19 protein-coding genes are annotated in these 19,215 nt (G+C 70.7%); 16 read left to right on the top strand and 3 right to left on the bottom strand.

The window, feature by feature from the left end:
• The first annotated feature begins 24 nt into the window (after window positions 1-24).
• The 3 genes from AB0F18_RS14360 (at window position 25) to AB0F18_RS14350 (ending at window position 2,471) form a co-directional block, all read left to right on the top strand.
• Window positions 25-669, top strand: a complete 645-nt coding sequence (locus AB0F18_RS14360; protein ID WP_362059347.1) for a hypothetical protein — start codon at window positions 25-27, stop codon at window positions 667-669.
• 170 nt (window positions 670-839) lie between these two features.
• Window positions 840-1,535 carry a demethylmenaquinone methyltransferase gene (locus AB0F18_RS14355; protein ID WP_362059344.1) on the top strand — a complete coding sequence of 232 codons (696 nt, stop codon included), beginning with the start codon at window positions 840-842 and terminating at the stop codon, window positions 1,533-1,535.
• A gap of 24 nt (window positions 1,536-1,559) precedes the next feature.
• Window positions 1,560-2,471, top strand: a complete 912-nt coding sequence (locus AB0F18_RS14350) for a glutaminase (RefSeq protein ID WP_362059385.1) — start codon at window positions 1,560-1,562, stop codon at window positions 2,469-2,471.
• A 48-nt stretch (window positions 2,472-2,519) separates the two neighbouring features.
• Here AB0F18_RS14350 and AB0F18_RS14345 read toward each other — a convergent pair whose 3' ends face one another.
• The gene (locus AB0F18_RS14345; RefSeq protein WP_362059341.1) at window positions 2,520-3,056 is read right to left on the bottom strand and encodes a GNAT family N-acetyltransferase; all 537 of its coding nucleotides are present in this window, start codon (window positions 3,054-3,056) and stop codon (window positions 2,520-2,522) included.
• Between the two features lie 97 nt (window positions 3,057-3,153).
• Here AB0F18_RS14345 and AB0F18_RS14340 point away from each other — a divergent pair, with 97 nt between their 5' ends.
• Window positions 3,154-4,446 (top strand): geranylgeranyl reductase family protein, encoded by a 1,293-nt coding sequence (locus tag AB0F18_RS14340; protein ID WP_362059339.1) that lies wholly within the window; start codon window positions 3,154-3,156, stop codon window positions 4,444-4,446.
• 50 nt (window positions 4,447-4,496) lie between these two features.
• Here AB0F18_RS14340 and AB0F18_RS14335 read toward each other — a convergent pair whose 3' ends face one another.
• On the bottom strand, window positions 4,497-4,757 hold the full coding sequence (locus AB0F18_RS14335) for a hypothetical protein (RefSeq protein ID WP_362059336.1): 261 nt from the start codon (window positions 4,755-4,757) through the stop codon (window positions 4,497-4,499).
• 197 nt (window positions 4,758-4,954) lie between these two features.
• Complete coding sequence (locus tag AB0F18_RS14330; protein WP_362059333.1) at window positions 4,955-5,815, bottom strand: NlpC/P60 family protein; 861 nt, start codon at window positions 5,813-5,815, stop codon at window positions 4,955-4,957.
• Window positions 5,816-6,523: 708 nt separating this feature from the next.
• Between AB0F18_RS14330 and AB0F18_RS14325 the strand changes: the two genes are divergently transcribed.
• The 12 genes from AB0F18_RS14325 to nuoL are packed head-to-tail and all read left to right on the top strand — an operon-like array spanning window position 6,524 to window position 19,214.
• Entirely contained in the window at window positions 6,524-6,883 is a 360-nt protein-coding gene (locus AB0F18_RS14325; RefSeq protein ID WP_045946775.1) for an NADH-quinone oxidoreductase subunit A, read from the top strand.
• 15 nt (window positions 6,884-6,898) lie between these two features.
• Entirely contained in the window at window positions 6,899-7,453 is a 555-nt protein-coding gene (locus AB0F18_RS14320; protein WP_045946776.1) for an NADH-quinone oxidoreductase subunit B, read from the top strand.
• Window positions 7,450-8,181: an NADH-quinone oxidoreductase subunit C gene (locus AB0F18_RS14315; RefSeq protein WP_362059330.1), complete on the top strand. Its 732-nt coding sequence runs from the start codon at window positions 7,450-7,452 to the stop codon at window positions 8,179-8,181. Before AB0F18_RS14320 ends, AB0F18_RS14315 begins: the two co-directional genes overlap by 4 nt.
• The gene (locus AB0F18_RS14310) at window positions 8,181-9,518 is read left to right on the top strand and encodes an NADH-quinone oxidoreductase subunit D (RefSeq protein ID WP_362059328.1); all 1,338 of its coding nucleotides are present in this window, start codon (window positions 8,181-8,183) and stop codon (window positions 9,516-9,518) included. Before AB0F18_RS14315 ends, AB0F18_RS14310 begins: the two co-directional genes overlap by 1 nt.
• Window positions 9,515-10,270: an NADH-quinone oxidoreductase subunit NuoE gene (nuoE, locus tag AB0F18_RS14305; protein WP_362059325.1), complete on the top strand. Its 756-nt coding sequence runs from the start codon at window positions 9,515-9,517 to the stop codon at window positions 10,268-10,270. Before AB0F18_RS14310 ends, nuoE begins: the two co-directional genes overlap by 4 nt.
• A complete protein-coding gene (nuoF, locus tag AB0F18_RS14300) occupies window positions 10,270-11,634 on the top strand; it encodes an NADH-quinone oxidoreductase subunit NuoF (protein ID WP_362059322.1) in 1,365 nt (454 codons plus the stop codon). Before nuoE ends, nuoF begins: the two co-directional genes overlap by 1 nt.
• The gene (locus AB0F18_RS14295) at window positions 11,631-14,141 is read left to right on the top strand and encodes an NADH-quinone oxidoreductase subunit G (RefSeq protein WP_362059319.1); all 2,511 of its coding nucleotides are present in this window, start codon (window positions 11,631-11,633) and stop codon (window positions 14,139-14,141) included. Before nuoF ends, AB0F18_RS14295 begins: the two co-directional genes overlap by 4 nt.
• Complete coding sequence (gene nuoH / locus AB0F18_RS14290) at window positions 14,138-15,523, top strand: NADH-quinone oxidoreductase subunit NuoH (protein WP_362059316.1); 1,386 nt, start codon at window positions 14,138-14,140, stop codon at window positions 15,521-15,523. Before AB0F18_RS14295 ends, nuoH begins: the two co-directional genes overlap by 4 nt.
• A 3-nt stretch (window positions 15,524-15,526) precedes the next feature.
• The gene (gene nuoI, locus AB0F18_RS14285; RefSeq protein ID WP_362059313.1) at window positions 15,527-16,147 is read left to right on the top strand and encodes an NADH-quinone oxidoreductase subunit NuoI; all 621 of its coding nucleotides are present in this window, start codon (window positions 15,527-15,529) and stop codon (window positions 16,145-16,147) included.
• Window positions 16,144-16,965 carry an NADH-quinone oxidoreductase subunit J gene (locus AB0F18_RS14280; protein WP_362059310.1) on the top strand — a complete coding sequence of 274 codons (822 nt, stop codon included), beginning with the start codon at window positions 16,144-16,146 and terminating at the stop codon, window positions 16,963-16,965. The genes nuoI and AB0F18_RS14280 overlap by 4 nt, the downstream gene beginning before the upstream one ends.
• Complete coding sequence (nuoK, locus tag AB0F18_RS14275) at window positions 16,962-17,261, top strand: NADH-quinone oxidoreductase subunit NuoK (RefSeq protein WP_045946785.1); 300 nt, start codon at window positions 16,962-16,964, stop codon at window positions 17,259-17,261. Before AB0F18_RS14280 ends, nuoK begins: the two co-directional genes overlap by 4 nt.
• Window positions 17,262-17,273: 12 nt before the next feature.
• Window positions 17,274-19,214, top strand: a complete 1,941-nt coding sequence (nuoL, locus tag AB0F18_RS14270; RefSeq protein WP_362059307.1) for an NADH-quinone oxidoreductase subunit L — start codon at window positions 17,274-17,276, stop codon at window positions 19,212-19,214.
• The last annotated feature ends 1 nt before the right edge of the window (window position 19,215 follow it).

Raw genomic sequence — 19,215 nt, 5'->3', positions numbered from 1 at the left:
GCGAACGAACGCGGACGATCCCCGATGCTGACGCTGCACACCGCCGAACTCCTCGTCACCGGCCCCGGCGCGACCCCGCTGGAGGCCGGCGCGGTCCTGGTGGAGGGCGACCGGATCGTCCGCACCGGCCCGTACGAGGAGGTCGGCGCGGCAGCGCCGCACGCCCGCGTGCGGCGCTGGCCCGGGGTGCTGACCCCGGGGCTGCTGGCGCGCGGGGCGGACGTGCTGCTGGAGGGGACGTACTACCCGGACGACCCGTACGAGGTCACCGAGCTCGGCGCCGACCCGATCACCGGCGCCGAGGCCCTCGAAGCCCTGAAGCTGACCGAGTCCCGCCGGGGCAACAGCGCCCGGCGCGGCACGCAGAAGCTGCTGGCGCGCGGGGTGGTGGCGGTGGCGGGGCGGTTCACGATCCCGGCGGTGCGCACGGCGGTGGCCCGCTCGGGCCTGGCCGTCGTCCCGCCCGCCCCTTACGGGGGCACGCCCGCGCTGGACCCGCTGACCGGGCTGGAGAGCGCCGGGCAGGCCTTCCACGGGGTGCTGGAGGCGGGTGCCGCGGCCCGGTTCGCGGTGTTCGCGGTGGCGGACGAGGCCGAGCTGCTGGAACGCGGGGCGACGACCTGCGTGGCCACCGTCATCGGAGGCCGGCTGCTGCACCGGCGGCGCTAGGCCGTTCAGGGGGTGTCCGGCGGATCATGGCCGGGCCCCTGATCCGCCGGACACCCCCTGGCCCCGGGCGAGGGCACCGCGCCGCCGGGGCCGGGGGCCTGAGAGGATGGGCCCGTACGAGCCGACCGACCCGACCGGCAGACACATCGAGCACCGAGGGGCCACCGCCAGTGACAAGGGCTTCCCTGGACAAGCAGCCGCACGAAGTCGCCTCCATGTTCGACGGCGTGGCGGCCAAGTACGACCTCACCAACGACGTCCTCTCCCTCGGGCAGGCGCGCCTGTGGCGCAAGGAGGCCGCCAAGGCGGTCGCCGCCCGCCCCGGCCAGAAGGTGCTCGACCTGGCCGCCGGCACCGCGACCTCGTCCCTCCCGTACGCCGCGACCGGCGCCTACGTCGTCCCCTGCGACTTCTCCCTCGGCATGCTGCGGGAGGGCAAGAAGCGCAACCCGTGGCTCCCGCTGACGGCGGGCGACGCGACCCGGCTCCCGTTCAAGGACGACGTCTTCGACACGGTGACGATCTCCTTCGGGCTGCGCAACGTCCAGGACACGGACGCCGCGCTGCGCGAGCTGTACCGGGTGACCAAGCCGGGCGGGCAGGTCGTCATCAGCGAGTTCTCGCAGCCGACGTGGGCGCCGTTCCGCACCGTCTACACCGAGTACCTGATGCGCGCCCTGCCGCCGGTGGCCCGCGCGGTGTCCTCCAACCCCGACGCGTACGTGTACCTCGCCGAGTCCATCCGCGAGTGGCCGGACCAGCCGGCGCTGGCCGGGCTGCTGCGGAAGGCGGGCTGGGACAAGGTCGCGTGGCGCAACCTGAGCGGCGGCATCGTGGCCCTGCACCGCGGCGTCAAGGCCCGGTAACGTCCGTTGGTACCTGTGACACCCATGGACTACCAGCACCTCCTGGAGCAGATCGCGGAGGACGTCGCCCCGCTCATCGGCAGCGGCACCCCGGCCGAGTACATCCCGGCGCTGGCGGGCGTGGACCCGCGGCAGTTCGGGATGGCGGTCGCCGACCTCGACGGCAACGTCTTCGGCACCGGTGACTGGCGGGTCCCCTTCTCCACCCAGTCGATCACGAAGGTCTTCGCGCTGGCCCTCGCCCTCGCGGAGGGCGGGGACAGCCTGTGGGAGCGGGTGGGGCGGGAGCCGTCCGGCAACCCGTTCAACTCCCTGGTGCAGCTGGAGTACGAGAACGGCATCCCGCGCAACCCGTTCATCAACGCGGGCGCGCTCGTCGTCACCGACCGGCTGCAGACCCTGACGGGCGACGCCAGCAGCGAACTGCTGGACTTCCTGCGGCAGGAGAGCGGGAACCCGGACATCGGCTTCGACGCGGAGGTGGCCGCGTCCGAGCACGAACACGGGGACCGGAACGCGGCCGTGGCGCACTTCATGGCCTCGTACGGCAACATCGACAACCCCGTGCCGGCGCTGCTGGACCACTACTTCTGGCAGTGCTCGATCGAGATGACCTGCGCGGACCTGGCCCTGGCGGGCCGTTTCCTGGCCCGCCACGGCCTGCGGGCGGACGGCTCCCGCCTCCTGACGCGCAGCGAGGCGAAGCAGGTCAACGCGGTGATGCTGACCTGCGGGACGTACGACGCGGCGGGGGAGTTCGCGTACCGGGTGGGACTGCCGGGCAAGAGCGGGGTCGGCGGGGGCATCATCGCGGTGGTCCCGGGCCGGTGCACCCTCGCGGTGTGGAGCCCGGGCCTCGACGCCCAGGGCAACTCGGTAGCAGGCGTGACCGCCCTGGACCGCTTCACCACCCTGACGGGCCTCAGCATCTTCTGACCCGAGGGGGCGTGCACCGCTGCGCGAAATCCAGCCCCGCCGGCCACGTCAGGTGAGCGCGAGCTCGTACACGCGGGCCGGGCGGCCGCCCGGGGTCGTGAGTTCCTCCCCCGGCGTCATGCCCAACCGCTCCGCAACCGCCACCGAACGGACGTTACGGGCATCGATCACCGCACACACCCCCTCCACCCCCACCCCCCGCAGCCGATCGAGCGCGGCCAGCGCAGCCGCGTACGCGTACCCCTTCCCCCACGCCGCGCGCCCCAGCCGCCACCCGATCTCGATCCGCCCCACGGGCCCCCACGGCTTGTCCGCCGGCCACGGCTGTGCGCCCGTGAAGCCGATGACCTCGCCCTCCTCGTCCAGCAGCGTCCACAGGCAGTGCCCCAGCTGGGCGTCGTGCATCCGCTGCCGGGCCGTGAACTCCTCGTACACGGACGGTTCCGCGGGCCCGCCGAGGAACTCCATCACGTCCGCGTCGTCGAAGACGCGGTGCCAGGCGGCCGCGTCCTCGTCGATCGGTACGCGGAGCCGGACCGCGGGCAGTGGCGGCATCGGTGGCCGGGTCGTCGGCGAGGTCGTCATCGGGCAGCCCTTCGGATCGCGATCTCTCTCGCTGCTTAGACTGCGTCATGTCCTGTGCCGTTGGGCACCCCTTATCGAGCCTTCGGGAGACCCCGCAGTGACCGAGCCCACCGAGCCCCTCTCCGAACACCGCGCTGACGTGATCGTCGTCGGGGCCGGGCCCGCCGGCTCGACGACCGCCTACTACCTCGCGAAGGCCGGACTCGACGTCCTGCTCCTGGAGAAGACGGCGTTCCCGCGCGAGAAGGTCTGCGGTGACGGTCTGACCCCGCGCGCCACCAAGCAGCTGGTGGCGATGGGCATCGACATCTCCGAAGAGGCCGGCTGGCTGCGCAACAAGGGCCTGCGCATCATCGGCGGCGGCCAGCGGCTCCAGCTGGACTGGCCGGAACTCGCCTCGTTCCCGGACTACGGACTCGTCCGCAAGCGCGACGACTTCGACGAGACCCTGGCCCGCCAGGCGCAGAAGGCCGGCGCCCGCCTGTACGAGCGCTGCAACGTCGGCGAGCCCGTCCGGGACCCGCGCACCGGGCACATCACCGGGGTGCAGGCGAAGCTCGGCGAGGAGAAGACCCCGGTCACCTTCCACGCCCCGCTCGTCGTCGCGGCCGACGGCAACTCCTCGCGGCTCTCCCTCGCGATGGGCCTGCACCGGCGCGAGGACCGCCCGATGGGCGTGGCGGTGCGCACGTACTTCACCTCGCCCCGGCACGACGACGACTACCTGGAGTCCTGGCTGGAGCTGTGGGACCGGCGCGGTCCGCAGGACCGGCTGCTGCCCGGCTACGGCTGGATCTTCGGCATGGGCGACGGCACGTCCAACGTCGGCCTCGGCATCCTCAACTCCTCCTCCGCGTTCAAGGAGCTGGACTGGCGCGAGGTCCTCAAGGCCTGGTGCGCGTCCATGCCGGAGGACTGGGGCTACACGCCCGAGAACATGACGCAGCCGATCCGCGGCGCGGCCCTGCCGATGGCCTTCAACCGGCAGCCGCACTACACCAAGGGCCTGCTGCTGGTCGGTGACGCGGGCGGGCTCGTCAACCCGTTCAACGGCGAGGGCATCGCCTACGCGATGGAGTCCGGCCAGATCGCGGCGGACGTCATCGTGCAGGCCCACGCGCGCGCCACCCCGGCGCAGCGCGAGCTGGCGCTGCACAACTACCCGAAGGTGCTGAAGGAGACCTACGGCGGCTACTACTCGCTGGGCCGCGCCTTCGTGAAGCTGATCGGCAACCCGAAGGTCATGAAGATCGCCACGCAGCGCGGCCTGACGCACCCGGTGCTGATGCGCTTCACGCTGAAGATGCTGGCGAACCTGACGGACCCGACGGGCGGTGACGCGATGGACCGCATCATCAACGGCCTGTCGAAGGTGGCCCCGAAGGCCTGAGCCGGGCCAGGACGTCCCTGAGCCGCCCCCGGGCCTTTCCGGTGGGCGGCTCAGCCGTCCGCGGGCTCCTCGGCCCCTTCGGGCGCTCCGTGGACGGTGCGCACGCAGCGGGCCAGCAGGCCGAGTCCGGCGAGCAGGAGGGCGCCGGAGACGGTCCAGCCGAGGCCCAGGGTCAGGGGGCTGCCGGGTTTGTGCCAGGGGCGGGCGGTGGTCAGCAGCCAGCCGCCGACCGACAGCAGGCCGAGGCCGAGCGCTGCGGGGAGGGCGGTGTCCGCGCCGGCGCCGGGCTCCTCGCACGAGGTTCCGCTCACGGGATCACCACCTCCAGGAATCGCTGCGGTCGCACGGGTACGCCGTCCATCTTCGCAGGGCTCCGGAGCGTTCCGCACGGGCCGTCCGGCGGGCGGGATTCCGGGCATGCCGAAGGTCCGGTACTCCGCCCCCTGGGGGCACCTCCCAGCGGTAGCTGGGGGAGGGGGAGTACCGGACCTCGCGGGGACCGGGTGGGTCAGAGGAAGCGGACGGCGCCGGTCGGCATGTCGTAGCTCATCGGGCGCTCGACGATGCCCGTGCTGGGGTTCTGCGCGCCGACGAACTTGCCGCCGCCCACGTAGATGGCGACGTGGTACGCGCTGCCGCGGGAGCCCCAGTAGAGGACGTCGCCCGGCTGGAGGTTGCTCAGCGAGACCGGGGTGCCCGACGCGGACTGGTCCTGCGAGACGCGGTCCAGGCTGATGCCGGCCTGGCGGTAGGCGGCCTGCACCAGGCTCGAACAGTCCCACGCGTTGGGGCCGGAGGCACCCAGCACGTACGCCTTGCCGATCTGGGCGTAGGCGAAGTTGATGATGGCCGCGGCGGAGCCGGTCGCGGAGGAGCGGCCGCTGGTGGAGCCGCTCTTGACGGTGGCACCGCTGCCGTCGTCGGAGGCGGAGGCGCTGGTCAGGGAGGAGCGGCCGGAGCTGCGGGTGGCGCGCTCGGCCTCGGCCTTGCGGTCGGCCTCCTGCTTCGCCTTCTGCTCGGCGACCTTCTGGGCGTCTTCCTTCGCCTGCTTCGCCTCGGCGGCGGCACCCGTGCGGGCGCTCTCCTCCTGGGCGTTCAGCTCGCCGGTGACGGCGGCCTCGACGGCGGCGACGCGGGTGTTCTCGGCGGCCGTGTTGACCGCGTTGGAGACCTCGGTGCCGAGGTCCAGGCTGAGGACCGGCATCTCCAGCGTCGTCTCGGCCACCGGCTCGGTGGACGGGGTCGCGCTCGCGGTGCCGGCCATCGCCAGGGTGCTGAGGACGCCACCGGCAACTCCGGCGCGGACCGCGAGCTTCGAGGCGCTGCGGCGGGGCTTCCGGTGGCTGGGTATGTGAGCGGTGTGGGACATGGGACAACCGCTATCAGGGGTGCAGGGTCTCCTTCAAGAAACGTGGTCTGCGCCACAGTTGCGGAAAAACGCTGGCAACCGGGCGCGCCGCGCCTCTTATTGACGCCGTAACGGGCGAAACGGACACCCCTTCACAAGGCTGTGATCATGGGGTTTCAGTAATAAGTCCGAATTGATCCACCGCCTACCATCGACCCGCACAGATGGCCAAGCCCCCTTTTGGCGGGCCCCATCCAGTGTGTCGCAGGTCACAGTTACCTGCCGCTGTGGGGGCGCTGTGGCCGGTCCGTGATCCGACCGTGAACCAGTCGTGCGGTTCGTGAACGGATGCACATCCCCCCGGCGCGGAGCGCGCCGTCCACTTTCGTCTCGCCGGACCCCTCGGACGGGGGAGGCGGGTTCCTTTATCACCCGGGCCGCCCTGTAGCCAATTTGCCTGTAGGGCCCACTCTTTGATAGTGCAAGCCAGCTTTCACCTGCGGCGACGAGGTCGGATGTCACCTTTGGTGATCATGTGGATGCCTTGCGTGCGAAGATCACCACTCATCGGACTTCATGATCGTTCGTCGGGTGGTGGAGATCACAAACTCGGTCTTGTTACCCGTGTCGCAGATCACAGACCGGCAGGCATAAGATGCGCACCAGTCTGGCTTGTGAACTGCCTCACATGCGACTGACGGTCAAGGACGACTGGAAGGAGCGAGGAGCGTGAATGCCTACGCACCCATCCTCGTGCTCGGCGCCATCGGCGCAGGGTTTGCGATCTTCTCCGTGGTCATGGCCACGCTGATCGGCCCAAAAAGGTACAACCGGGCGAAGCTTGAGGCGTACGAGTGCGGCATCGAGCCCACCCCCATGCCCGCCGGCGGCGGTCGCTTCCCCATCAAGTACTACCTCACGGCGATGCTCTTCATCGTCTTCGACATCGAGATCGTCTTCCTCTACCCCTGGGCCGTCACCTTCGACTCCCTGGGGATCTTCGGGCTCGTCGAGATGCTGCTCTTCGTGCTCACCGTCTTCGTCGCCTACGCATACGTCTGGCGCCGGGGCGGCCTGGAATGGGACTGAGGGGCTGAATTTTCCATGGGACTGGAAGAGAAGCTGCCGAGCGGCTTCCTGCTGACCACCGTCGAACAGGCCGCGGGCTGGGTGCGCAAGGCATCCGTCTTCCCGGCCACCTTCGGCCTCGCGTGCTGCGCCATCGAGATGATGACCACCGGCGCCGGCCGCTACGACCTCGCCCGCTTCGGCATGGAGGTCTTCCGCGGCTCCCCGCGCCAGGCCGACCTGATGATCGTGGCCGGCCGGGTCAGCCAGAAGATGGCGCCGGTGCTGCGGCAGGTGTACGACCAGATGCCCGCTCCCAAGTGGGTCATCTCCATGGGGGTATGCGCCTCTTCGGGCGGAATGTTCAACAACTACGCGATCGTCCAGGGCGTCGACCACATCGTCCCGGTGGACATCTACCTCCCCGGCTGCCCGCCCCGCCCCGAGATGCTGATGGACGCGATCCTCAAGCTCCACCAGAAGATCCAGGGCTCCAAGCTCGGCGTGAACCGGGAAGAAGCGGCGCGCGAGGCGGAGGAGGCGGCCCTCAAGGCCCTCCCCACCATCGAGATGAAGGGGCTCCTGCGGTGAGCGACGAACCCGCCGTGGAGAACGGCAACGGCAACAACGTCCCCGCACCCCGGGCGGCCGCCACCGGGCCCGAGGTGATCGGCGTGCGCAAGGGCATGTTCGGCGCCCGGAACGGCGGCGACACCAGCGGCTACGGCGGCCTGGTCCGCACCGTGGCCCTGCCCGGCGCCAGCTCCCGCCCCTACGGTTCCTACTTCGACGAGGTCGCCGACGAGCTGGAGGGCGCCCTGGAGGAGCAGGACCTGCTCCCGGAGAACGCGATCGAGAAGGTCGTCGTCGACCGGGGCGAGATGACCCTCCACATCGCGCGCGAGCACCTCCTGCGGGTGGCCTCCACCCTGCGCGACGACCCGGCGCTGCGCTTCGAGCTCTGCACCGGCGTCTCGGGGGTGCACTTCCCCGACGACAAGGGCCGCGAGCTGCACGCCGTCTACCACCTGCGCTCCCTCACCCACGGCCGGATCATCCGGCTGGAGGTGTCGGTGCCCGACGGCGACCCGCACCTGCCCTCGCTCGTCTCCGTCTACCCGACGAACGACTGGCACGAGCGCGAGGCGTACGACTTCTTCGGCCTGGTCTTCGACGGCCACCCGGCCCTCACGCGGATCATGATGCCGGACGACTGGCAGGGCTTCCCGCAGCGCAAGGACTACCCGCTCGGCGGCATCCCCATCGAGTACAAGGGCGCCCAGATCCCGGCTCCCGACCAGCGGAGGTCGTACAGCTGATGTCCCACACCCCGAACGCCGCCGACCCCGCGGCCTCCCGCGAGACCACCGAAGGCACCGTCTACACCGTCACCGGCGGCGACTGGGACGAGATCGTCCAGTCCGCGGCCAAGGCGGACGACGAGCGCATCGTCGTCAACATGGGACCCCAGCACCCCTCCACCCACGGGGTGCTCCGCCTGATCCTGGAGATCGACGGCGAGACGGTCACCGAGGCCCGCTGCGGCATCGGCTACCTGCACACCGGCATCGAGAAGAACCTCGAATTCCGCAACTGGACGCAGGGCACCACCTTCGTCACGCGCATGGACTACCTGACGCCGTTCTTCAACGAGACGGCGTACTGCCTCGGTGTGGAGAAGCTCCTCGGCATCACCGACCAGATCCCCGACCGGGCCACCGTCATCCGCGTCCTGCTGATGGAGCTCAACCGGCTCTCCTCCCACCTGGTGTGCATCGCCACCGGCGGCATGGAACTCGGCGCGACCACGATCATGATCTACGGCTTCCGGGACCGCGAGCTCATCCTCGACGTCTTCGAGCTGATCACCGGCCTGCGCATGAACCACGCCTTCGTCCGCCCCGGCGGCCTCGCCCAGGACCTGCCCCCCGGCGCGGTCGACCAGCTGCGCGAGTTCGTCAAGACGATGAAGAAGAACCTGCCGGAGTACGACAAGCTCGCCACCGGCAACCCCATCTTCAAGGCCCGCATGCAGGACGTCGGCTACCTCGACCTCGCCGGCTGCATGGCCCTCGGCGCCACAGGACCGATCCTGCGCTCGGCCGGCCTGCCGCACGACCTGCGCAAGACCGACCCGTACTGCGGCTACGACACCTACGAGTTCGACGTCCCCACCACCGAGAGCTGCGACTCCTACGGGCGGTTCCTGATCCGCCTGGAGGAGATGCGCCAGTCGCTGCGGATCGTCGAGCAGTGCCTGGACCGGCTGGAGCCGGGCCCGGTGATGGTCGCCGACAAGAAGATCGCCTGGCCGGCGCAGCTCGCTCTGGGCCCCGACGGCCTCGGCAACTCCCTCGACCACATCAAGAACATCATGGGCACCTCCATGGAGGCCCTCATCCACCACTTCAAGCTGGTGACCGAGGGCTTCCGGGTCCCCGCCGGGCAGGCGTACGCGGCCGTCGAGTCCCCCAAGGGAGAGCTCGGCGTCCACGTGGTCTCCGACGGCGGCACCCGCCCCTACCGGGTCCACTTCCGCGACCCGTCCTTCACCAACCTGCAGGCCATGGCGGCGATGTGCGAGGGCGGCCAGGTCGCCGACGTCATCGTCGCCGTCGCCTCCATCGACCCCGTGATGGGAGGCGTCGACCGATGACGGCCGATGCAGTGAATACGGGCGTCAGCCTCGGGATGCCGCAGCTCCCCGCCCCCGACTTCCCCGCCGAGGTACGCGCCCGGCTGGAAGCGGACGCACAGGAGGTCATCGCCCGCTACCCCGACAGCCGCTCCGCGCTGCTGCCGCTGCTGCACCTGACGCAGTCCGAGGAGGGCTACGTCTCCCGCACCGGCATCCGCTTCTGCGCCGAGGTGCTCGGCCTGACCACCGCCGAGGTCACCGCCGTCGCCACCTTCTACACGATGTACCGGCGCAAGCCCTCCGGCGACTACCAGGTCGGCGTCTGCACCAACACCCTGTGCGCGGTGATGGGCGGCGACGCCATCTTCGACGAGCTCAAGCAGCACCTCGGGGTCGGCAACAACGAGACCACCCCCGACGGCAAGGTGACGCTGGAGCACATCGAGTGCAACGCGGCCTGCGACTACGCCCCCGTGGTGATGGTCAACTGGGAGTTCTTCGACAACCAGACCCCCGAATCCGCCAAGGCCCTCGTCGACGACCTGCTCGCCGGCCGCCCCGTCGAGCCGACCCGGGGCGCGCCGCTGTGCACGTACAAGGAGACCGCCCGGATCCTGGCGGGCTTCCCCGACGAGCGCGAGGGCGCCGTCGAGGCGAGCGGCGGAGCGGGCCCCGCCTCACTGATCGGCCTGCGCATCGCCCGCGGCGAATCCCCGCACGCCCCGGTCGTCCGCCCGCGCGCCGAGACCGGTACCGAGGGAGGGGAGTGATGTCAGTGTCGACGGAACTCGAAAAGAACGGCACGAGCCCGGAGAAGCTGCTCGCACCCGTCCTGTCGGCGTTCTGGGACGAGCCCGAGTCGTGGACGCTGGAGACCTACCGGCGCCACGACGGCTACGAGGGCCTGCGCAAGGCACTCGCGATGACCCCGGACGAGGTGATCGCCTACGTCAAGGACTCGGGACTGCGCGGACGCGGCGGCGCGGGCTTCCCCACCGGAATGAAGTGGCAGTTCATCCCCCAGGGCGACGGCAAGCCGCACTACCTCGTCGTGAACGCGGACGAGTCGGAACCGGGAACCTGCAAGGACATCCCCCTTCTCTTCGCCAACCCGCACTCCCTCATCGAGGGAATGATCATCGCCTGCTACGCGATCCGTTCGGAGCACGCCTTCATCTACCTGCGCGGCGAGACGGTCCCCGTACTGCGGCGCCTGCACGAGGCCGTGCGCGAGGCGTACGCGGCCGGATACCTCGGCAAGGACATCGACGGCAGCGGACGCAACCTCGACATCACCGTGCACGCGGGAGCGGGCGCGTACATCTGCGGCGAGGAGACGGCACTGCTCGACTCCCTCGAAGGCCGGCGCGGTCAGCCCCGGCTGCGTCCCCCCTTCCCCGCCGTCGAGGGCCTCTACGCCTGCCCCACTGTCGTCAACAACGTCGAGTCCATCGCCTCGGTTCCCGCGATCCTCAACAAGGGCAAGGACTGGTTCAAGGCGATGGGGACGGAGAAGTCCCCCGGCTTCACCCTCTACTCCCTCTCCGGGCACGTCGCCGGCCCCGGCCAGTACGAGGCCCCCCTCGGCATCACCCTGCGCCAGCTCCTCGACATGAGCGGCGGCATGCGCCCCGGGCACCGGCTGAAGTTCTGGACCCCCGGCGGCTCCTCCACCCCCATGTTCACCGACGAGCACCTCGACGTCCCGCTCGACTACGAGGGCGTCGGCGCGGCCGGCTCCATGCTCGGCACCAAGGCCCTCCAGTGCTTCGACGAGACCACCTGCGTGGTGCGCGCCGTCACCCGCTGGACCGAGTTCTACGCCCACGAGTCCTGCGGCAAGTGCACCCCCTGCCGCGAGGGCACGTACTGGCTGGTCCAGCTGCTGCGCGACATCGAGGCCGGCAAGGGCGTCATGGCGGACCTCGACAAGCTGAACGACATCGCCGACAACATCAACGGCAAGTCCTTCTGCGCGCTCGGCGACGGCGCGGCCAGCCCGATCTTCTCCTCGCTCAAGTACTTCCGCGCTGAGTACGAGCAGCACATCACCGGAAAGGGCTGTCCCTTCGACCCGAGGAAGTCGACCCTCTGGGCTGACGGTCCCATCGAGAACTCCGAGGTGAACGCATGACCGTCAGCACCAACGCCCCGGCGGGCGGCGGCGAGGCGGCGAAGCCGGCACGGCCCGCCGACGACCTGGTCTCCCTGACCATCGACGGCGCCGAACTCTCCGTGCCCAAGGGAACCCTCGTCATCCGGGCCGCCGAACAGCTCGGCATCGAGATCCCCCGGTTCTGCGACCACCCCCTCCTCGACCCGGCCGGCGCCTGCCGCCAGTGCATCGTCGAGGTCGAGGGCCAGCGCAAGCCGATGGCCTCCTGCACCATCACCTGCACCGACGGCATGGTCGTCCGCACCCAGCTGACCTCCGAGGTCGCCGACAAGGCCCAGCGCGGGGTGATGGAGCTGCTGCTCATCAACCACCCGCTGGACTGCCCCGTCTGCGACAAGGGCGGCGAGTGCCCGCTGCAGAACCAGGCGATGTCGCACGGCAACGCCGAATCCCGGTTCGAGGGACACAAGCGGACGTACGAGAAGCCCGTCGCGATCTCCACGCAGGTGCTGCTGGACCGCGAGCGGTGCGTGCTGTGCGCGCGCTGCACCCGCTTCTCCAACCAGGTCGCCGGCGACCCGATGATCGAACTGGTCGAGCGCGGCGCGCTCCAGCAGGTCGGCACCGGCGAGGGCGACCCGTTCGAGTCGTACTTCTCCGGCAACACCATCCAGATCTGCCCCGTCGGCGCCCTCACCTCGGCCGCCTACCGGTTCCGCTCCCGCCCCTTCGACCTGGTCTCCTCCCCGAGCGTGTGCGAGCACTGCGCGGGCGGCTGCGCGACCCGGACCGACCACCGGCGCGGCAAGGTGATGCGCCGGCTCGCCGCCGAGGACCCCGAGGTCAACGAGGAGTGGATCTGCGACAAGGGCCGCTTCGCGTTCCGTTACGCGCAGCGCCCGGACCGGCTGACCACCCCGCTGGTGCGCGGGGCGGACGGGGTCCTCGCACCCGCGAGCTGGCCCGAGGCCCTGGAGGCCGCGGCCGCCGGGCTCACCGCCGCGCGCGGCCGGGCCGGGGTCCTGACCGGCGGAAGGCTGACCGTCGAGGACGCCTACGCGTACGCCAAGTTCGCCCGGGTGGTGCTCGACACCAACGACATCGACTTCCGGGCCCGGGTGCACAGCGCGGAGGAGACCGAGTTCCTGGCCGCCTCGGTGGCCGGCACCGGCAAGGACCTCGACGGCACGGGCGTCACGTACGCCTCCCTGGAGGCGGCCCCGGCCGTCCTGCTGGTGGGCATCGAGGCCGAGGAGGAGGCCCCCGGGGTCTTCCTGCGGCTGCGCAAGGCCCACCGCAAGCGGGGCCAGAAGACGTACGCGCTCGCACCGTTCGCCACCCGGGGCCTGACCAAGGCGGGCGGCACCCTGCTGGCGGCCGCCCCCGGCACCGAGCCCGAGTGGCTGGACGCCCTCGCCTCCCGCACCGGGCTGGAGGCGGGCGGCTCCGACGCCGCCGAGGCGCTGCGCAGGCCGGGCGCCGTGATCGTGGTCGGGGAGCGGCTCGCCGGGGTGCCCGGCGCGCTGACCGCCGCCGTACGGGCGGCCACCGCGACCGGGGCCCGGCTGGTGTGGATCCCGCGCCGGGCCGGGGAGCGGGCCGCGATCGAAGCGGGCGCGCTGCCGTCGCTGCTGCCGGGCGGCCGCCCGGCCACCGACCCGCGGGCCCGCGACGAGGTCTCCGCCGCCTGGGGGCTGGAGGCGCTGCCGCACCGCTACGGCCGCGACACCGGGCAGATCGTCGAGGCCGCGGCGACCAGCGAGCTGGCCGCGCTGCTGGTCGCGGGCGTCGAGGTCGGCGACCTGCCGGACCCGGCGCGGGCCCGTACCGCGCTCAAGGAGGCCTTCGTGGTCTCCCTGGAGCTGCGGCCCGGCGAGGTCACCGACCACGCGGACGTGGTCCTGCCGGTCGCGGCCGTCGCGGAGAAGGCGGGCACGTTCATCAACTGGGAGGGCCGGGTCCGGCCGTTCGAGGCCGCCCTCAAGCCCGACCAGATGACCCGCCGGCTCGCCCCGGCCGACGCCCGCGTGCTGCACATGCTGGCCGACGCCGCCGGCCGGCCGATCGGCCTGCCCGACGTGCACGCCGTACGGCGGGAGCTGGAGCGGCTCGGCCCGTGGGAGGGCGACCTCGCCCCCGAGCGGTCCACCGACACGGTGGCGCTGCCCCGGCCCGGCGCGGGCGAGGCCGTACTCGCCGGGCACCGGCTGCTGCTGGACCTGGGCCGGCTCCAGGAGGGCGACGAGGCCCTGGCCGGGACCCGGCACGAGGCCGCGGCCCGCCTCTCGGCGGCGACGGCCTCCGAGACCGGCGTCAAGGACGGCGACGTCCTCGCCGTCACCGGTCCGGCCGGCTCGGTGGAACTCCCGCTGCGGATCACCGAGATGCCCGACCGGGTCGTGTGGCTCCCCCTGAACTCCACCGGCTCCGGCGTCCTCGCCGACACCGGCGCCCTGCCCGGCACCCTCGTCCGCATCGGACCGGCGCCGGCTCCGGCCGCCCCCGCCAAGGAGGTGCTGGCGTGACCAGCCTCGCCCACATCGCGGCGCAGCAGCCGCACGTCCTCGCCGCAGAGGACCTGTCCCTGTTCGGCAGGGACGTCTGGTGGCTCGTCCTGCTGAAGGCGGTGTTCTGCTTCGCCTTCCTGATGGTGACCGTGCTGTTCTCCATCGTGTGGGAGCGCAAGGTCGTCGCCTGGATGCAGCTGCGCATCGGCCCCAACCGGCACGGGCCCTGGGGCATGCTCCAGTCGCTCGCCGACGGCGTGAAGCTGATGCTGAAGGAAGACGTCATCGTCAAGCGGGCCGACAAGGTGGTGTACGTCCTGGCGCCGATCATCGCGGCGATCCCGGCGTTCATGGCCATCGCGGTGATCCCGTTCGGCCCGTCCGGCAACGAGGTCTCCATCTTCGGCCAGCGCACCACGATGCAGCTGACCGACCTGCCCATCGCGATGCTGTACGTCCTCGCGGTGGCCTCGGTCGGCATCTACGGGATCGTGCTCGCGGGCTGGTCCTCCGGCTCCACGTACCCGCTCCTCGGCGGCCTGCGCTCCTGCGCGCAGATGATCTCGTACGAGATCGCGATGGGCGCGGCCTTCGCCTCGGTCTTCCTCTACTCCGGGTCGATGTCGACCTCGGCGATCGTGGAGGCGCAGGCGGACCGCTGGTACATCGTGCTGCTGCCGGTGTCGTTCATCATCTACGTGATCACGATGGTCGGCGAGACCAACCGCGCCCCCTTCGACATGCCGGAGTCCGAGGGCGACCTCGTCGGCGGCTTCAACACCGAGTACTCCTCCATCAAGTTCGCGCTGTTCATGCTGGCCGAGTACGTCAACATGGTCACCGTCTCGGCGGTCTCGGTCACCCTCTTCCTGGGCGGCTGGCGGGCGCCGGCGCCGATCTCCACGTACTGGGAGGGCGCGAACCACGGCTGGTGGCCGATGCTCTGGTTCGTCATCAAGGTGCAGCTGCTGCTGTTCTTCTTCATCTGGCTGCGCGGCACGCTGCCGCGCGTGCGCTACGACCAGCTGATGAAGCTCGGCTGGAAGGTGCTGATCCCGGTCTCCGTGGTCTGGCTGATGCTGGTCGCCACCGTCCGGGCGCTGCGCAACGAGCGCTACGACTTCTCCGAGATCGTGCTCTACGTCGGCGGTGCCGTCGTGACGATCCTGCTGCTGACCTCCGTCGCCGACCACTTCCGCGACAAGCGGGAGAAGACGGCGGCCGAGCAGGCCGGGAAGGCCGCGGCCGCCGAGCCCTTCGACCCGATGGCGGGCGGTTTCCCCGTACCGCCCAAGCCCGGCCAGCACCTGGCACCCGTACCGCGCAGGCGGCCCCGCGCGGAGCGGGAGCTGATTGTCAGTGGCGGGACGAATACTGACAGTGACCGAGAGGAGGGTTGAGACGTGTCTGACGAGAAGTCCGAAAAGTGGCAGAACCCGGTGGCCGGCTTCGGCGTGACCTTCAAGGCCATGTTCAAGAAGCGCCTCACCGAGCAGTACCCGGAGCAGCAGAAGACCACCGCTCCGCGCTTCCACGGCCGGCACCAGCTCAACCGGCACCCCGACGGTCTGGAGAAGTGCATCGGGTGCGAGCTGTGCGCCTGGGCCTGTCCCGCCGACGCGATCTACGTGGAGGGCGCGGACAACACCGAGGAGGAGCGCTACTCCCCGGGCGAGCGGTACGGGCGGGTCTACCAGATCAACTACGCCCGCTGCATCCTGTGCGGGCTCTGCATCGAGGCCTGCCCCACCCGGGCGCTGACGATGACGAACGAGTTCGAACTCGCCGACGCCAGCCGTGAGTCGCTGATCTACACCAAGGAGCAGCTCCTCGCGGGGCTGACCGAGGGCATGGTCGACTCCCCGCACTCGATCTTCCCGGGCATGGACGAGCAGGACTACTACCGGGGCCTGGTGACGGGCGCCGCGCCCGGGACCGAGCGGCAGGTGGCGGTCTCCAAGGGCGAGGTCCCGGCCGGGAACGGCGCGGACAACGGCGCTTCGGCCGAGGGGGTCGGGGCATGAGCGCCATCGCGGCCGCCGCCACCACGACCTCCACCGGCGAGGCCCTCCAGTTCTGGGTGCTGGGCACGGTCGCCGTCGTCGGCGCGCTGTGCACGATCCTGATGAAGAAGGCCGTGCACAGCGCCCTGTGCCTGGCCGGGACGATGATCGTCCTCGCTGTCTTCTACCTCGCCAACGGGGCGTACTTCCTGGGCGTGGTCCAGGTCGTCGTCTACACCGGCGCCATCATGATGCTGTTCCTCTTCGTGGTCATGCTCGTCGGCGTCACGGCGGCGGACTCGCTGAAGGAGACCATCAAGGGACAGCGCTGGCTGGCCGCCCTGTGCGGGCTCGGCTTCGGCATCCTGCTGATCGCCGGCCTGGCCAACGCGAAGCTGACCCACTTCAACGGCCTCGGCCGGGTCAACTCCGCCGGGCACGTCGAGGGCCTGGCCCAGCTGATCTTCACCCGTTACATCTTCGCCTTCGAGATCACCGGCGCCCTGCTGATCACGGCGGCCGTCGGCGCGATGGTGCTCACCCACCGCGAGCGCACCGAGCGGGCCGCCACCCAGCGCGAGCTCGCCGAGAAGCGCGTCCGCGAGGGCGTCCAGGTCCCGCCGCTGCCGGCCCCCGGCGTCTACGCCCGGCACAACGCCGTGGACGTCGCCGGGCTGCTCCCCGACGGCACCCCGTCCGAGCTGACCGTCAACAAGACGCTGCGCGCCCGCGGTCAGATCCGCGACGTGTCCAGCGAGGCCCTGGACGACCTCAAGGCGCTGGAGCAGCGCTCCTCGGAGCGCCTCGGCCGCGACTCCCGTGAGGAGGCCTCGAAGTGAATCCGGTCAACTACCTGTACCTGGCCGCCCTGCTGTTCACCATCGGCGCGGCCGGCGTGCTCATCCGGCGGAACGCGATCGTGCTGTTCATGTGCGTCGAGCTGATGCTCAACGCCTGCAACCTCGCGTTCGTGGCCTTCTCCCGGATGCACGGCAACCTCGACGGCCAGATCATCGCGTTCTTCACGATGGTCGTCGCCGCCGCGGAGGTCGTGGTGGGCCTCGCGATCATCGTGTCGCTGTTCCGTACCCGCCACTCGGCCTCGGTCGACGACGCCAGCCTGATGAAGCTGTAAGGGGCCTTCACAGTGGAGAATCTGATTGCGCTGCTGGTGGCGGCGCCCCTGCTCGGGGCGGCGGTGCTGCTGTGCGGCGGCCGGCGCCTCGACAAGGCCGGCCACTGGCTCGGGACCCTGCTCGCCGCGGTCTCCTTCGGGATCGGCGTGGTCCTCTTCGCCGGCCTGCTGGGGCGCGGCGCCGAGGACCGCACCCTGCACCAGCACCTGTTCAGCTGGGTGCCGGTGGAGGGCTTCCAGGCGGACCTCGCCTTCCAGCTCGACCAGCTGTCGATGACCTTCGTCCTGCTGATCTCCGGGGTGGGCACGCTCATCCACGTGTACTCGATCGGGTACATGGAGCACGACGAGCGCCGCCGCCGCTTCTTCGGCTACCTCAACCTGTTCGTCGCGGCGATGCTGCTGCTCGTCCTCGCCGACAACTACCTGCTGCTGTACTTCGGCTGGGAGGGCGTCGGCCTCGCCTCGTACCTCCTGATCGGCTTCTGGCAGCACAAGCCCAGCGCGGCCACCGCCGCGAAGAAGGCCTTCCTGGTCAACCGGGTCGGCGACATGGGCCTGTCGATCGCCATCATGATCATGTTCACCACCTTCGGGACCTTCGCCTTCGGTCCGGTCCTGGCCAATGTCGGCAAGACGTCGGAGGGCACGCTGACGGCGATCGGCCTGATGCTGCTGCTGGCGGCCTGCGGCAAGTCGGCCCAGGTGCCGCTGCAGTCCTGGCTCGGTGACGCGATGGAGGGCCCGACCCCGGTCTCGGCCCTGATCCACGCGGCGACCATGGTCACCGCCGGCGTCTACCTGATCGTCCGCTCGGGCGCGATCTTCAACGCGGCGCCCGACGCCCAGCTGGCGGTCACGGTCGTCGGCGCGGTCACGCTGCTGTTCGGTGCGATCGTCGGTTGCGCCAAGGACGACATCAAGAAGGCCCTCGCCGGGTCGACGATGTCGCAGATCGGCTACATGGTCCTCGCCGCGGGCCTGGGCCCGATCGGCTACGTCTTCGCGATCATGCACCTGGTGACGCACGGCTTCTTCAAGGCCGGCCTCTTCCTCGGCGCGGGTTCCGTCATGCACGGGATGAACGACGAGGTGGACATGCGCAAGTACGGCGGCCTGCGCACCTACATGCCGGTCACCTTCGTCACCTTCGGCCTCGGCTACCTCGCCATCATCGGCTTCCCGGGCCTGTCGGGCTTCTTCTCCAAGGACAAGATCATCGAGGCGGCCTTCGCGAAGGGCGGCACCGAGGGCTGGATCCTCGGCGGAGCGGCCTTGCTGGGCGCGGGCATCACCGCCTTCTACATGACCCGCGTCATGCTCCTCACCTTCTTCGGCGAGAAGCGCTGGCAGCCGGCCCCCGACGCCGACGAGACGCCCAGCGCCGAGCCGGCCGCCGAGCACCAGGCCGGTCGGATGCCGCACCCGCACGAATCCCCGAAGTCCATGACCATCCCGATGATCGTGCTGGCCTTCGGCTCGGTCTTCGCGGGCGGCTTCTTCGGGATCGGCGACCGCTTCCTGAACTGGCTGGAGCCGGTCACCGGGCACGAGCACGGCAACCCGCCGATCGGCGCCCTGACGGTCACCCTGTCCACCATGGCGGTCCTCGCCGTCGGCGTCGCCATCGCCTGGTCGATGTACGGCAGGAAGCCCGTCCCGGTCGTCGCCCCGCGCGGCTCGTTCCTCACCAGGGCGGCCCGCCGGGACCTGTTCCAGGACGACTTCAACCACGTCGTGCTCGTGCGCGGCGGAGAGCACCTGACCCGCTCGCTCGTGTACGTCGACCACAGCCTGGTCGACGGAGTGGTCAACGGCACGGCCGCCTCGGTCGGCGGGCTCTCGGGCCGGCTGCGCAAGCTGCAGAACGGCTACGCCCGCAGCTACGCGGTCTCGATGTTCGGGGGCACGGCGATCCTGATCGCCGCGACCCTGCTGATGAGGGCGGTGTGAC

The sequence above is a fragment of the Streptomyces sp. NPDC029216 genome (assembly GCF_040648015.1).
In the GTDB taxonomy this organism is placed as follows: Bacteria; Actinomycetota; Actinomycetes; order Streptomycetales; family Streptomycetaceae; genus Streptomyces.
Note: the sequence above shows the minus strand (reverse complement) of the source record. Positions and strands in the feature narration are given on the sequence as shown.

Bases quoted from the DNA above. Each gene is read 5' to 3' on its own strand.
- AB0F18_RS14360 (WP_362059347.1), top strand. From the start codon at position 25: ATGCTGACGCTGCACACCGCCGAACTCCTCGTCACCGGCCCCGGCGCG.
- AB0F18_RS14350 (WP_362059385.1), top strand. From the start codon at position 1,560: ATGGACTACCAGCACCTCCTGGAGCAGATCGCGGAGGACGTCGCCCCG.
- AB0F18_RS14345 (WP_362059341.1), bottom strand. From the start codon at position 3,056: ATGACGACCTCGCCGACGACCCGGCCACCGATGCCGCCACTGCCCGCG.
- AB0F18_RS14330 (WP_362059333.1), bottom strand. From the start codon at position 5,815: ATGTCCCACACCGCTCACATACCCAGCCACCGGAAGCCCCGCCGCAGC.
- AB0F18_RS14320 (WP_045946776.1), top strand. From the start codon at position 6,899: ATGGGACTGGAAGAGAAGCTGCCGAGCGGCTTCCTGCTGACCACCGTC.
- AB0F18_RS14310 (WP_362059328.1), top strand. From the start codon at position 8,181: ATGTCCCACACCCCGAACGCCGCCGACCCCGCGGCCTCCCGCGAGACC.
- nuoE (WP_362059325.1), top strand. From the start codon at position 9,515: ATGACGGCCGATGCAGTGAATACGGGCGTCAGCCTCGGGATGCCGCAG.
- nuoF (WP_362059322.1), top strand. From the start codon at position 10,270: ATGTCAGTGTCGACGGAACTCGAAAAGAACGGCACGAGCCCGGAGAAG.
- AB0F18_RS14295 (WP_362059319.1), top strand. From the start codon at position 11,631: ATGACCGTCAGCACCAACGCCCCGGCGGGCGGCGGCGAGGCGGCGAAG.
- AB0F18_RS14280 (WP_362059310.1), top strand. From the start codon at position 16,144: ATGAGCGCCATCGCGGCCGCCGCCACCACGACCTCCACCGGCGAGGCC.